The organism is Streptomyces sp. TM32 (genome assembly GCF_004122755.1).
GTDB lineage: Bacteria > Actinomycetota > Actinomycetes > Streptomycetales > Streptomycetaceae > Streptomyces > Streptomyces sioyaensis.
In genome coordinates this window covers 49,905-62,563 of record NZ_SDIG01000023.1, presented here as the reverse complement: position 1 = coordinate 62,563, position 12,659 = coordinate 49,905, and the positions used below count along the sequence as shown (strand labels likewise).

The following is a 12,659-nucleotide window of genomic DNA, read 5'->3' as shown; positions in this document are numbered from 1 at the left end:
CCACCGGTCTTCTTTCCAGCCCCAACGGGAGGGGGCGGACCGCAGGACGAAGTCCGGAGGAGCGGCACCGCAGCCGACCACCCACGCCCGCCGCAGGCGCAACGGCGAAACACCACCACGGCGGGAAAGCCGACGACGTGGGGGGGCGCCGCAAAGCGCAACGCCACCACGGCGGGAAAGCCGACAACGTGGGGAGAAAGCAAAGCGCAGCGGAGGGGCCGACGGCCGGGGCGGATCAGCCCGCGTCGACCCTTCCGGCACGGGTGGGGGCGACGGCGGGCGGCTCCTCCGCGGTGGGGCAGGACACCGGGGTGGGCACCTTCGACAGGGAAGCGAGCACCACGCAGGCCAGAGCGGCGCTCGCGACCAGATAGGGCAGGGCCACCTCGTGCGTCACGGCGGTCGCGGCGATCGGTGGGGCCAGCAGCAGTCCGGCCGAGCGGACGGTCTCCACTGCGGTGAAAGCAGGGCCGGCCGTTCCGGTGGAGCGGAACATCGTCATCTCCACTGCCACCTGGGCCAGCCCCAGTCCCAGGCCGAGCAGCACCCGGCCACAGATCAAGGCCAAAAGCCCATCGGCGGCGTATTCCCACACGAATCCCGCTGTGCACACCAGGGCAGCGACAGGCAGCATCCGGCGATCGAGCCTTCGATAGCAGCGCCGGGTGGCGGGCAGCGTGAGCAGTGCGGACACGCTCGGCAGGAAGATCAATACGGTGACGACGAAGGAACCCGGAGATACTCCGGGGAATGCCGCGGCGTATCGGACGAAAAACACCCGCGGGACGGCGAGGGCGAAGTCGAATGCCACGCCGATCAGGGCTGCTTGTGTGAGCAGCAACCACCAACGCCGCACCCCGACGTTATTCATGGGAGCGGGTGCGCTCTTCCTCCGTGTGACCGGAAGCCGTCGCAGTACCCGAAGGATCAGTACGGCGAGAAGGAGATCAACCACCGCGAAAGCCGAGACGCCCAGGCGCGGATCGGGCAGTCCCGATACCCATCCGCCGACGAGCGTGGAGGCCACTGCCGCCACATGAAAGACCACGACCATGGAGCGCACCGCGACCAGCCGCGCATGCTGCCCATCGCGCTGCCTTTCCACCGCCCTGCGTGAATGCTCCGCAACGAAGGCCGGATACGCCAACAACAAAGCGGCGTTGGCGGCTACGGCACCGGCCGAGAGCACGGTGAAGCCGGCGTAGTTCGGCGCAAAGCCCACACAGGCGTCGAAGACTGCCGCACAGCACAATCCGATGAGCACGAGCCGGTGCAGCGGCCAGCGGCGGGCCGCCAGGCCCCACAGGGGAAGCGCGATCAGCCCGACGATCCGGCAGATCCACAGGAACTGTCCGGTCGCCGCCGGACTGTTGATCCCGTACACGCGGTGGAACAACTGCGGCAGGAAGGGCATCAGCGCGGTCTCACCGATGAGATAGATCACCATGACCGCGATCAGCAGCATGCGCAGCAGGAGGCTCGGCCGAACAGGGGGATCCTCCACCGGTGAACTGCCGGTCATGGCAGGCCTCCGGTCGTGGTGTGCGCCTCAGTGATTTCCCTGGATTGCACTGGAGGGGTGGTGAGCGCCGTGCCGGCCACCACGCCGGGAAATGCGAAAGATCTCACGCCCGCGAGGAAGGGAGCGCCGAGAATCCGTTTTTTCATAGCTATGGCACCGCCAAAGAACCGTAGGTGTCGGAAGGTTCGGGATTCGCAGCCTGGGCGACATCCCGAGCTGCGGCAGGGGACTCAAGCGGAAGCACCCCTCCGTCATTACTTAGGTAAGCCTAACCTAAGTAATGACGGAGGGGGCTGATAAGCCCGCTTACGGCAACAGCGGGGCCGCAACCTTCCCCGTCCGCCCGCGCGTCCTGAAGGGCACCATGTTCAGTTTCGGCGCACACCTCACCGGCCTCCTGACCTCATCGATTCGCCAACTGCTCGATTTCGCCTGGACGCAGACCCGGGCCTGCGCTTTTGCCATCGCGCTGCTGTCCGGGGTGGCGGTGTCCACCCTGCTGCCCGGACTCCCGGTGGCCCGGTACGACCTGCTTGTCGCCTACGGCGTGCTGATCACCCTGCTGTTCTGGCTGCGTGGCTGGGAGACCGGGCGGGACATCGCCGTCATCGCCGTCTGCCACGTCATCGGCCTGGCCTTCGAGCTGGTGAAGGTGTCCCTCGGCTCGTGGAGCTACCCGGAGCCGGCCGTGCTGAAGTTCGCCGGCGTCCCGCTGTACGGCGGGTTCCTCTACGCGGCCGTCGGCAGCTACGTCTGCCGGGCCTGGCATCTGTTCGACCTCGAACTGGTCCGCTACCGGCCCAGGGCGACCGCGGCGGTGGCCGCGGCCGTCTACCTCAACTTCTTCACCCACCACTGGCTGCCCGATGTGCGCTGGCCGTTGGCCGGACTGCTGGTGGCCGTCACGGCGGGCACCGTCGTGCACTTCACCGTGCGCGGGGTACGCCGACGGATGCCGCTGGCGTTGTCGTTCGTGCTGATCGGCTTCTTCCTGTGGGTGGCGGAGAACCTCGCCACCTACCTGGGCGCCTGGCGCTACCCCTACCAGCTCCACGGCTGGCAGCCCGTCGCCGTGGACAAGATCGGCGCCTGGTCCCTGTTGATCAGCATCACCGTCGTCCTGGTGGCAGCCGCCGGCTGGCCGGGCACGGCCCGTCGACACAGCTGACCGGTTCGCCGGCCGACCTCCGCGACCGCTACCGGTCCTCCTGCCCCAGGCCGGGCCGGGAAGACCGGTTGCCGCCGTGGGGCGCCACGAGGCGGCGGGCCCGGCCGGAGCGCAGGTACGCGCCGGTGACGATCACGAGCGCCGCACATCCGTAGGCCCAGGCCTGGAGGGGGAATCCGGGGAGGAGCCGGCCGCCCAGGTAGAGGGCGGTGCCGGCGAGGGTGACGGTCAGCCACTCCCAGCGGCCGTCCATGGCGACGAGGGCCACCACGAGCAGCGAGTACCAGGGATAGCTCGGGGAGAACAGGAGCAGGGTCGCGCCGGTGAGCAGCAGGGCGCCGCGCCAGGGGCGCGCCGGGTCACCGCGCCACCACACGAAGAGCCCGATCAGCGCGAGGAGCACGGCCGCGGTCGCGCCGGCGGCGGCGTCCGGCAGCACCAGTCGCAGCAGGGCGAAGCGGTGGACGTGGCCGGGTTCGTAGCCCTCCTCGTGGAGGTACCCGGGCAGGTAGCCCAGGACGCCCGCGCCGGAGGCGGCGACGTAGGGCAGGTAGGCGAGCGCGACGGTGCCGACGACGGCCGCGACGACGCGCAGCACGCGGGCCGGCCCGCGTTGCCCGGACAGGGCTCCGGGCAGGGCCAGGACGGGCAGGATCTTGACCGCGATCGCGGCGCCGAGCAGCGCACCGCGGCGGACTCCCGCGGTGGCGGTGCCGAGCGCGAGCACGACGCACAGCACGCCGAGCGTGTCGATGTGGGCGTTGTTGACCGCTTCCAGTGCGACGGCCGGGCACCAGGCCCACAGCGCGGCCCGGCCCGGGGCCCGCCGCGGGTCGCCGCGCCGGCGCAGGACGCGGAGCAGCGCGAGGGTCGTGCCGAAGACCAGGACGGCGCCGCCGACTTGGAGCGGCTTGTGGCGGCTGTCGGCCGGGGACAGCGTGTGCACGGCGAGGTACCAGCCCTCGGCGAGTGGGGGGTAGATGGTGGGGACGGTGGGCCGGTTGATGCGGACGCAGAGGCCGTCGTCGGTGCGCGTGATCCCCCAGCCCGTGCAGGCCTGTGGTGGGGGGAACAGCCAGTCGTCGCGCAGACGGGTCAGCTGTGGTGCGGCCGGCGGGTGGGCGTAGGGGGAGATGCCGGCGGCCTGGACGCGGCCGTCCCAGGCGTAGCGGTACATGTCGGTGCTGGTGCGCGGCTGCGCGGTGAGCCCGGCCAGCGCGATCGCGGCCGAGCCGGCCAGGACGAGGACGGTCGCGGCGCGGGCCGGGATTTTGCGTACGGTCCACACGGCAGCGGCGAACAGTGCCCAGGCGACGGCGTATCCGGCCAGAATCCGGCCGGGCGCGCTCTGGTTGTCGCCTGAGTGGAGGGTGTGGACGAGGACGGCGGTGAGGGCGGCCAGGAGGGCGGCGGTCACGGCGACGCGGGTCCGGGTCCGGTGGCCGGTCGCCCGTCGGGAACGGGTCGAGGAGAGAGGCGCGGTGGCGCCACCGGGGTCGTGTCGGTGCGGGGCGGCGGTGTCGGTCATGAGCGGTCCGGCCCCCCGGCAGGCGTGGGGTGTGCGGCCTCGGGGCCGGGCTTCAGGTGATGGAATTCCAGGAAGGGGCGGTCGTCGCTGCTCCAACGGCCGGTGAGGGTCCAGCCCGCGGTTTCGGCGGCGCACAGCAGGGCGGTGGTCCCGACGCGCGCCCAGGGAAAGGGGCGGCCGTGGCGGCCGTGGGCGTCCTCGACGCGGACGGTGAGGCGTTCGTCCACGTCCTGCGGGACGGCTTCGGCCAGCAGGCGCCCGTCGGGTCGGGCGAGGTCGCGCAGGCGCGCGAGCAGCGCCACCGGGTCACCGCCGATGCCGACGTTGCCGTCCATCAACAAGACCGTGCCCCAGCGGCCTTCGCCCGGCAGCCGGTCGAAGACGGACCGTTGCAGGGCGGTGGCGCCCAGACGGCGGGTGCGGGCGACGGCGGCCGGGCTGACATCCACTCCGAGCGCCGGGACCCCCCGGGCGGCCAGGGCGGCCACCAGTCGTCCCGGCCCGCAGCCGACGTCGAGGACGGGGCCGGTGCAGCGGTGCAGTACGCCGGTGTCGGCGGCGTCGGGCGCGGCGCAGAAGCGCTCCACGTCCAGGGGCAGCAGCTCGGCCGTCCCGTGGGCGTGGGGGGCGAGCCGGCGCAGGTACAGCGGACCGCGGCCGGCGCGCAGGGCACGCCCGTAGGGGTCGTGGGTCCAGGGCTCCCCGGACTCGACGGCAGGGAGCCGGTCGGCGCGCCGTACCGGTGCCCGGAGCGGGGAGCGGAGCGTGACCTGCCGGGGGTTCTCCTCCGCCACGGTGCGCTCCACCGGCGCGGTCCGGCCGGCGACGGCAGTGCGCCTCCCGTTCGCCGTGCCGCTCATCGGACGGTCTCCGCGAGCGAGGCCAGGGTGGCGGTGAAGCGGGATCCGGGCGGGCAGCAGGCGGCCACCGCGGCGACGCCCGCGGCGGTGTCCACGTCGCGCAGCAACGGCAGGTCACCGTCCGTCAGTCCGGCCTCGACGAGCCGGCGGCGCTGGACGGCCCCGGTGCGGTCGGTGGACATCGGTACGCCGCGGACGAGCACCCGGCGCCCGAGGCGGTGATGGGGCAGTGCGAGGTGCGAGCCACGGACGCCCGCACCTCGCTTGACCAGGATCAACATGCCACCAAACGTAGGGAGGCCAACCCGGTGGCGGGCCGCTCGGCGCGAGGACGTCAGGGGTTCGTAAGGCCTCCGTGCGCCCGCGCGTCCGCGCCGACGGCTCGCCCCATGCCGTCGGCTCGCCCCACGGAGAAGGGGCCGCGCACCAAGGTCACGCACCATGCCGCCGACGACCGCGCCCGAACCCGCGCGCGACGATCCAGAGCGCCGTCACCACGGCCACGGTCACCACCGCGATCAGCCAGTTGCGCGGATAGTCCAGCGGCAGCACCGAGGCGTTGGCCGTCTTCCCCGGCCGTAGCAGCACGGGCAGGGCCACCGTCGTCAACGCGCCCGCGACCAGCAGCGCCCCGCGGACCGGACCGCGCCCCCCGCCGCGCACCAGCACCCACCCGGCCAGCAGCACGAACGGGGCGATCACCGCGTCGTGCAGGAGGACCGCTCCGCCGAGCCACACCAGCACGTCCAGCGGGTCGCGGACGTCCGTCACCAGGGACACCCCGACGCCCATGAGCGCCACACCGGCGGCCCCGGCCACTACGCGCAGCGCTTTCACGCCAGCACCTCCAGTCGGCCGACCCATTTGGTCTGCAGCACGCCCGGCCGATTCGGGGCGATGAGCCGCGCCGGGTATCCGTGGTCGGGGTGGAGTTCCTCACCGTTCACCCGCAGGGCGAGCAGCGTCAGCGGATCGTGGGCGTGCTCCCGCCCCAGTTCCGACACCCGGTAGCCGCCGCTCGGCTCCAGCGACTCCACCCGTACGCGCGCATGCGCCGGCGCCCCCGCACCCGCCAGCAGGTCCGCCACCCGTACGCCGGTCCAGCGGGCCGACGCGCTCCAGCCCTCCACGCACGCGATCGGCAGCTCCACCTCGTGCTGGGGCAGGGCGCGCAGCCCGTCCAGGGTCAGGGTGTACGGCCGCGGGCCGGCCACCACCAGGCGGTACGCCTCGGCGGTGATCCCGCCGACCGCCGCCGCGGCGGCGGTCCGGTTGACCGGCAGCCCCTGCGGGCCCTTGTCGGGGTGGCGGGGCGCGAACAGCGCGAGATCCTTCAGCGGGGTGAAGGACTGGCCCACGGTGGTCAGCGTGACGGCCCCGACGCCGGCGCCCACCGCGGCCAGGAACGCGCGCCGATCGGGACCGTCCTGCACCGGCAGGGCCAGCGTCCCGGACGACCGGCGGGTCCAATGCGCCCTGATCTCGGGGGCCTTGACCGCCAGGTGCAGCAGCAGCGCACCGACGACCAGCCACGCCACCGCGTAGTGCACGGGTACGAACGAGAACGGCCACGGATACCACTGGGCCGTGTTCAGCAGCCCGGTGGCCAACTCGAAGAGCGAAGCGGCCACCAGCACCGCGACCGACAGCCGCTCCAGGGCGTGCTTGACCGACCGCGCCGGCGGCCACTCGAACAACCGCGGATACACCGCCCACAGCTTCGCCAGCAACAAGGGAATCGCCGCGATGCCGGAGGCGACGTGCAGCCCCTGCGTGAGCCGATATCCCCAAGCCGGGCGGCTCGGGATGCTGTCGGCCAGCCAGTCCGGCGGATGCTGCAGGAGGTGGCTGAACAGCCCGGTGACGAAGCACACGGCGAACGCCGACCCCAGCCACCGGCCGATCGAGGTCGCCGTGCGGGCATCGTGCAATCTGCCCTTGAATTCCGGCGGAAAGACTCGCAGTTTCATGTTTTCCATTCCAACGCGGCGCGTGGCCGTCGCGGAACAATTCAACTCTTACGGAACGCTGACATCCGTCGGCGCGACGCCCGCTGACGCCCAATGGCCTTCGGGCGAGAACGTCCTTGGAAAGGGGGCGGAAAAACCCCGCCCCCTACCCCTGGAGATCAGAGGGGGAGCCGCATTCCGACACCGCGCTCCAGCGCGCGGTGCAGGAGTGCGTTCCCCACCGCGATGTCGCAGACGGCCATGCCGATGTTGCTGTTGACGATGATCTCGTCGGCGTGCTCACGGCCGGGCCGCACCCCCGCCAGCACCTCGCCGATCTCGGCCGCCACTTCGGGCAGGCCGTCGGGGAAGTACCCCATGGACGCGAACAGTTCATGCTCCTCGACGCTGTCGACGAGGTACTTGTCAGCGCGCCGGGTGGTACGCGGATCCCAGAAGGTGTTCAGGTCGCAGGGGAGGATCGTCTGTCCGGTGGTGACCCAGGCGTCCTTCACCACCGCGAGCGGCCGGCGCAGGATGACGGTCGCAGAGCTCAGCACTTCCGCGCTCTTGGTGACCGCCTCGGCCGACGCACCCTTGATGATCCGTACCTCCAGTTCGGGTTGCAGCGTCGCGATCAGGGCGTCCGCGGCGGCCCCGTTGGTGTCGTAGACGTGGACGGTCTCCAGCCTGGGCATCGCCAGGGCCGCGTAACGGACATGCTCGATTCCCTGCACGCCGCAGCCGAACATCCCGAACGTGGTGGCGTCGGGGTGCAGCGCGGCGGCGGCCAGAGCCGTCACCGCCGGGGTGCGCATGGCGGTCAGCCACGCCGAGTCCATGACCGCCAACGGCACCCCGGTGTCCACGTCGTTGAGTACGAGCAGCCCGGTGGTCTGCGGAAGAGCGCACGTGCGCGGGTTGTCCGGGTAGCACGCGATCCACTTCATGCCCACGATCCCCGGCCCGGGCAGGTAGGCCGGCATGGCGTGGTGGAAGACGTTGTCGTACGGGTGGACACCGATCTTGGCCGGCATCTCGTAGCGGCGGTGGCCGTGCTCGACCAGGGCCTGGCGGGTCAGTTCCAGGATGGCGTCACGTGTCAGCCCGAGGTGTTCGACGTCCTGTCGGGGCAGATAGATCAGCTCCGAGCCGATCGTGAGCTGATCCGCGAGACGCTGCCGGTCGGTGGGGAAGGTCATGAGGGTCCTTCGCGTGTCGGTCCGCACCCGGCGGCCGTCGTCCGGGTTCCCCGGAGTCTCCGGCCGCCCGGCCCCCGCCGGCATCGCCACGGGTCAGGAACTTCCCCGGTGCTTTTCCTCTCCCCGTAGCAAAGCGGGGATGCCGCTGTCGAGCAGGCGCTGCGTCTTCAGCCCCAGGTGCAAGGTCAACCGGTCACGGCCGTTCTTCAGGTCCCACCCGGTCTTCTTCTCGATCTGGGCCAGCCGGTAGTAGAGCGTCGTCCGGTGGATCATCAGCCGCTCGGACGCGGCCGCGGTGTCCCCCGCGGCATCCAGGAACACCTCGGCGGTGTGGGCCAGGGAGTCGGTGCGTCCGCCCGCGCCGAGCTCGGCGATCTCCGGCGGTACCACCAGCTCAGGAGCTGCCGTCGCGGCGAGCATGAGCGGGCCGTAAACGCCGGTGTCCCGCCAGGAGAGGACCGGTGCCGACTCCGGCAGCCCGGCGGCGGCCCACGACGCCAGCACGGCCTGACGCCACAGGTCAGGGGCCTGCTCAAGGCGGCCGGCAGCACTCAGGCCGACGAACGCGCCGCCCTCTTCCGCGTCCCGCCGCGGCACGTCCCGCCGCACCGTCTCGGCCAGCCGTGCCGCCGCGCGCGCCACCTCGTCCCGGCCGGCCACCAGGGCCACACCGCGGTCCGCGGCCACCGTCGCGAACGCCCGGACCGCCGGCCCGTCGCGGCCGCCCCGAGCGGTGGTCTCCGCGATCACGGCGGCGACCGCCTCCGGGTCCGTGGTCGCATCGGCCGCGATCACCACGATCTCGTCCTCCGCGCCGACCAGCCCTTCGCCGACCAGGTCCGCCGCGGCGCGAGCGGAGCCCGCACCCCCGAGCAGGAGGTCGGCCACCACGGTCCGGCGCCGCCGCTCGTCCTCGGCCACCTGGAGCGACCGCTCCCGAAGCCGCGCCGACAACTGGACCACACACGCGCCCACCTCGTCGTCGAAGCGCTTCGCCTCCTCGTCGATCAGCCACAGGTAACCGAGCAGCCGGCCGTGATCACGAATCGGGTAGCACCGCCGGGCCTTCAGCCCGAGAGACGGGCTGGCAGGAACCGAGAGGGGCTTGTCGGAGGTGGCGATGCCGAAACCGTTGAGGTACGCGGCGACACGGTCCGGCAGCCGCCGGGACAGCACCACGTCGACACGGAGCGTGTCCTCGTCCCCGAAGTGCCGGCTGGACACGAGGAGGCCGCCACGCCGGTCGTCCACGGCGACCGAGCGCTGGATCCGCGCCGCGAGCGCGTCGACCAGCTGCTGGATCGCGTCGGTGTACGGCAGGACCACTGCGACTCCCGCTCTCGATGAACCTCGTACACCGTCGCACGATAGCCCTGCCCACCCCGTGGGTCACCGCCCCCGCCCTGTCACGAACGGTGACCTCGACCTGCCCTCACCAGGGGCCGCGCCCGGCCCGCCCGGAGGAGCGCCGCCGCCGGACCCCTGGCCGCACCGGGTCCACGGGCCCCCGCAACGGGCATCCCCATGGCCCTGGCGCGCATACTGGGATGTATGCCGCATATGGCCGGACTGTACGAGCGAAGCGGCGAGCTCAAGGTCTTGCGGGCGGCGATGGATGCGACCCGTGACGGCCATGGGGAAGCCGTGATGATCGAGGGTGCGCCCGGAATCGGAAAAACCAGTCTGCTGTCCGAGGCCAAGCGGATCGCTGTTTCCGCCGGTTTTCAGGTGGCCGGCGCGCGAGGTTCGGAACTCGAAATCGATTTCCCCTTCGGAGTGGTGCGGCAGCTCTTCGAACCGCTCCTGGCACGGATGACGGCGGCGGATCGGGAGCGCATTCTGTCCGGCACCGCGGGTCAGGCGGCGGTCGTACTGAAGAGAGTCGTTCCCGAACGCTCCCCGGGCGGGGACTTCTCCATGCTGCACGGGTTGTACTGGCTGACCGCGGACATCTCCGACGAGCAGCCCCTCATGATTGCGGTCGACGATCTGCACTGGGCGGACAGCGATTCGCTGAAGTTTCTCCATTACCTCATACCGCGCCTTGAGGACATCCCGGCCTGCGTAGTGGGAACCCTCAGACCATTTGAAGCGGATTCCACGTCGCACACACTCGACCAGATCGTCACCACAGCGCCCTCGGTGCTCGTTTCTCCGTCCAGGTTGAGTGCCGAAGCATCGGCCTCGCTCGTCATCGGTGAATTCGCGAAATCCGGGTCACCCGAACCGGAGGACGACGAATTCCTCACCGCCTGCTGGTCCGCGACCGGCGGGAATCCCCTCCTGCTCAAGGAGCTCGCCGAGGCACTCGCCGGCGAGCACGTCGAGCCCACCGCCGCGCACATCCCGCAGGTCTACGCCCTGGGCCCGCGCGCGATCGCCCGGCGGGTGGCGATGTGGATGCGGCGCCTCCCTCCCAGCTGTGGGCCGCTGACCTGCGCCATCGCGGTGCTCGGGGACGGCGCGGAGCTCAGCCACGCGGCGGAGCTGGCGGGGCTCGACCGGGAGGAAGCACTGCAGGCGGCGAAGAGCCTCGAACACGCCCAGATCCTCCACACCGCCCTGCCGTCGGACGTGCTGAACCCCCGGTGGGGCTTTGTGCATCCGCTCGTACGGGCCGCCGTGTACGAGGAGATCACCCCGGCCGACTGCCACCGCGCCCACCGGACCGCCGCGCACCTGCTCCAGGACTCCCAGGCCGAGATCGAGAAGGTCGCCCTGCACCTGCTGCGCACCCTGCCCTCCGGGGACGCCGAGACCGTGACCCTGCTGTGGTCGGCGGCGCGGAGCGCCCTGGCCCGCGGCTCCCCGGAGACCGCGGCGACGTATCTGCGCCGCGCCCTGGCCGAGCCCCCACCGACCGGTGACCGGCTGGATCTTCTCTTCGCCCTCGGCAGCGCCATGCGGCGGGTGGACAGTGCGGCAGCCGTTCCGTATCTCACCGAGGCGCACGAACTGGCCGGACCCTCACGGCAGCGCGCCGAAATCGCGCTGGCCCTCGGCGGCGCGCTGCTCGCGCTGCGGCGTGCCGAGGAAGCCCTGGCGATCTGGCAACAGGCCCTGGCCGATACGCCACCGCAGGACACCGAGCTGCTCTACCAGCTGAACGCCTGCATCCTTTCGATCCCGCTCTACGAACCCGGGCGGCCGGACCTGCGGAAGGACATCCTCGGCCGCGTCGCGGCGCTGCGCTCCCCCAAACCGAGGGAGAGCATGGGCGGCCGGTACCTGGACTGCGTCATCGCCGGGCACGACGCGGTCATCGGCGACCCGCGGGCGGTCGTCCGGGCGCAGCGCGCGCTCCACGACGCGCCGACCGGGCCGTCCGACGGACAGATGTCGCTGTCCTTCGGCTGGCTGGCCCTGATCAGCGCCGACCGCAGGGAGGTCCTGGGCAGCCTGGACGCCGCGGTCGAGCAGGCGCACCGGCAGGGGTCGGTCAACGACCTGACCGGGGCCCTGGCCCACCGTGCGATGGCGTGGCTGTACCAGGGCAACCTCGACGAGGCCGCCGCGGACGCCGCGGACGCGATGCGCGCCGTCGACGCGGCCTCGCTGGATCTGCGCCGGCTGGTCCTCGGCCCCGTCCAGGCCGAGGTGCAGATCGAGCAGGGTGCGCTGTCGCGTGCGCAGGCCACCCTGGAGTGGACCGGAGTTCCCGATCCCGCGCCGCTCACCGGGCTGATGTACTACGTGCTGTACAGCCGCGCCCACCTCCTGCGCCTCCAGGGCCACACGACAGAAGCCCTCAACACCGCGCTGGCCGCGGGCGCTTCGTTCAGCGCGGCCGGCGGGGACAACCCCGCCCTCGTGCCCTGGCGGTCGGAGGCAGCCCTGTGCCTGCATCTGCTCGGCCGGGACGACGAGGCCCGGACCATGGCCGACGCCGAGCTCAAACTGGCCCGTTACTGGAGCGCGCCCCGGGCCCTCGGCCGCGCGCTGCGCATCGCCGGCACGCTGAGCGAGGGCGACGCGGACATCGGTCTCCTGCGCCAGGCCGTCACCCGGCTGGAGTGCTCCCCGGCCCGCCTGGAGTACGCCAAGGCGCTGGCGGACTACGGGGCGGCGCTGCGCCGGCACGGCGTACGGAGCCAGCCGCGGACCTTGCTCAGCGACGCCCTGGACATCGCCGAGGCCCGTGGCGCGGCGCCCCTCGTCCAGCAGGTTCAGGACGAGCTGCACGTGGCCGGGATCCGCCCGCGGCGCCATGCGGTCACCGGTCTGCAGTCGCTGACGCCGAGTGAGCAACGGGTCTACGACCTCGCCGCCGCCGGGCACACCAACCGGGAGATCGCGCAGAAGCTGTTCGTCACGGCCAAGACCGTGGAGGTCCACCTGTCCAGCGTCTACCGGAAGCTCGGCGTCACCAGCCGGCGCCAGCTCGGTGGGCACGCGGAGCAGACCCACGCGGCGGCCGAACCGGAGTAACC

9 protein-coding genes and 1 pseudogene are annotated in these 12,659 nt (G+C 72.0%); 2 read left to right on the top strand and 8 right to left on the bottom strand.

All coding sequences use genetic code 11. From position 1 onward, the window contains the following. Positions 1-235: 235 nt before the first annotated feature. Complete coding sequence (locus tag EST92_RS08505; protein WP_129280322.1) at positions 236-1,522, bottom strand: MFS transporter; 1,287 nt, start codon at positions 1,520-1,522, stop codon at positions 236-238. Positions 1,523-1,886: 364 nt separating this feature from the next. On the opposite strand from EST92_RS08505, the gene EST92_RS08500 reads away from it, so the two are divergent. Beyond that, complete coding sequence (locus EST92_RS08500; RefSeq protein WP_174243962.1) at positions 1,887-2,690, top strand: DUF817 domain-containing protein; 804 nt, start codon at positions 1,887-1,889, stop codon at positions 2,688-2,690. Positions 2,691-2,718: 28 nt separating this feature from the next. Here the strand turns inward: EST92_RS08500 and EST92_RS08495 are convergent, their stop codons facing one another. From EST92_RS08495 to EST92_RS08465, 7 genes and pseudogenes are all read right to left on the bottom strand, one after another. Further along, positions 2,719-4,218 carry a glycosyltransferase 87 family protein gene (locus EST92_RS08495; protein ID WP_129280321.1) on the bottom strand — a complete coding sequence of 500 codons (1,500 nt, stop codon included), beginning with the start codon at positions 4,216-4,218 and terminating at the stop codon, positions 2,719-2,721. Beyond that, entirely contained in the window at positions 4,215-5,078 is an 864-nt protein-coding gene (locus tag EST92_RS08490; protein ID WP_129280320.1) for a class I SAM-dependent methyltransferase, read from the bottom strand. The genes EST92_RS08495 and EST92_RS08490 overlap by 4 nt, the downstream gene beginning before the upstream one ends. Beyond that, positions 5,075-5,278: pseudogene (locus tag EST92_RS08485) on the bottom strand (glycosyltransferase); the annotation flags it as partial. The gene EST92_RS08490 and the pseudogene EST92_RS08485, both read right to left, overlap by 4 nt. 232 nt (positions 5,279-5,510) lie before the next feature. Beyond that, complete coding sequence (locus EST92_RS08480) at positions 5,511-5,915, bottom strand: hypothetical protein (protein WP_129280319.1); 405 nt, start codon at positions 5,913-5,915, stop codon at positions 5,511-5,513. Next, on the bottom strand, positions 5,912-7,048 hold the full coding sequence (locus tag EST92_RS08475; protein WP_129280318.1) for a molybdopterin-dependent oxidoreductase: 1,137 nt from the start codon (positions 7,046-7,048) through the stop codon (positions 5,912-5,914). The genes EST92_RS08480 and EST92_RS08475 overlap by 4 nt, the downstream gene beginning before the upstream one ends. A 158-nt stretch (positions 7,049-7,206) precedes the next feature. Continuing rightward, positions 7,207-8,229 (bottom strand): ornithine cyclodeaminase family protein, encoded by a 1,023-nt coding sequence (locus EST92_RS08470; protein WP_129280317.1) that lies wholly within the window; start codon positions 8,227-8,229, stop codon positions 7,207-7,209. 93 nt (positions 8,230-8,322) lie between these two features. Continuing rightward, positions 8,323-9,555: a helix-turn-helix domain-containing protein gene (locus EST92_RS08465; protein ID WP_129280316.1), complete on the bottom strand. Its 1,233-nt coding sequence runs from the start codon at positions 9,553-9,555 to the stop codon at positions 8,323-8,325. Between the two features lie 225 nt (positions 9,556-9,780). Between EST92_RS08465 and EST92_RS08460 the strand changes: the two genes are divergently transcribed. Beyond that, positions 9,781-12,657 (top strand): AAA family ATPase, encoded by a 2,877-nt coding sequence (locus tag EST92_RS08460; RefSeq protein WP_161981720.1) that lies wholly within the window; start codon positions 9,781-9,783, stop codon positions 12,655-12,657. The last annotated feature ends 2 nt before the right edge of the window (positions 12,658-12,659 follow it).

Excerpts from the sequence above, each read along its gene's own strand:
- EST92_RS08470 (WP_129280317.1), bottom strand. The coding sequence starts at position 8,229 with ATGACCTTCCCCACCGACCGGCAGCGTCTCGCGGATCAGCTCACGATC.
- EST92_RS08495 (WP_129280321.1), bottom strand. The coding sequence starts at position 4,218 with ATGACCGACACCGCCGCCCCGCACCGACACGACCCCGGTGGCGCCACC.
- EST92_RS08475 (WP_129280318.1), bottom strand. The coding sequence starts at position 7,048 with ATGAAACTGCGAGTCTTTCCGCCGGAATTCAAGGGCAGATTGCACGAT.
- EST92_RS08500 (WP_174243962.1), top strand. The coding sequence starts at position 1,887 with ATGTTCAGTTTCGGCGCACACCTCACCGGCCTCCTGACCTCATCGATT.
- EST92_RS08460 (WP_161981720.1), top strand. The coding sequence starts at position 9,781 with ATGCCGCATATGGCCGGACTGTACGAGCGAAGCGGCGAGCTCAAGGTC.
- EST92_RS08490 (WP_129280320.1), bottom strand. The coding sequence starts at position 5,078 with ATGAGCGGCACGGCGAACGGGAGGCGCACTGCCGTCGCCGGCCGGACC.
- EST92_RS08505 (WP_129280322.1), bottom strand. The coding sequence starts at position 1,522 with ATGACCGGCAGTTCACCGGTGGAGGATCCCCCTGTTCGGCCGAGCCTC.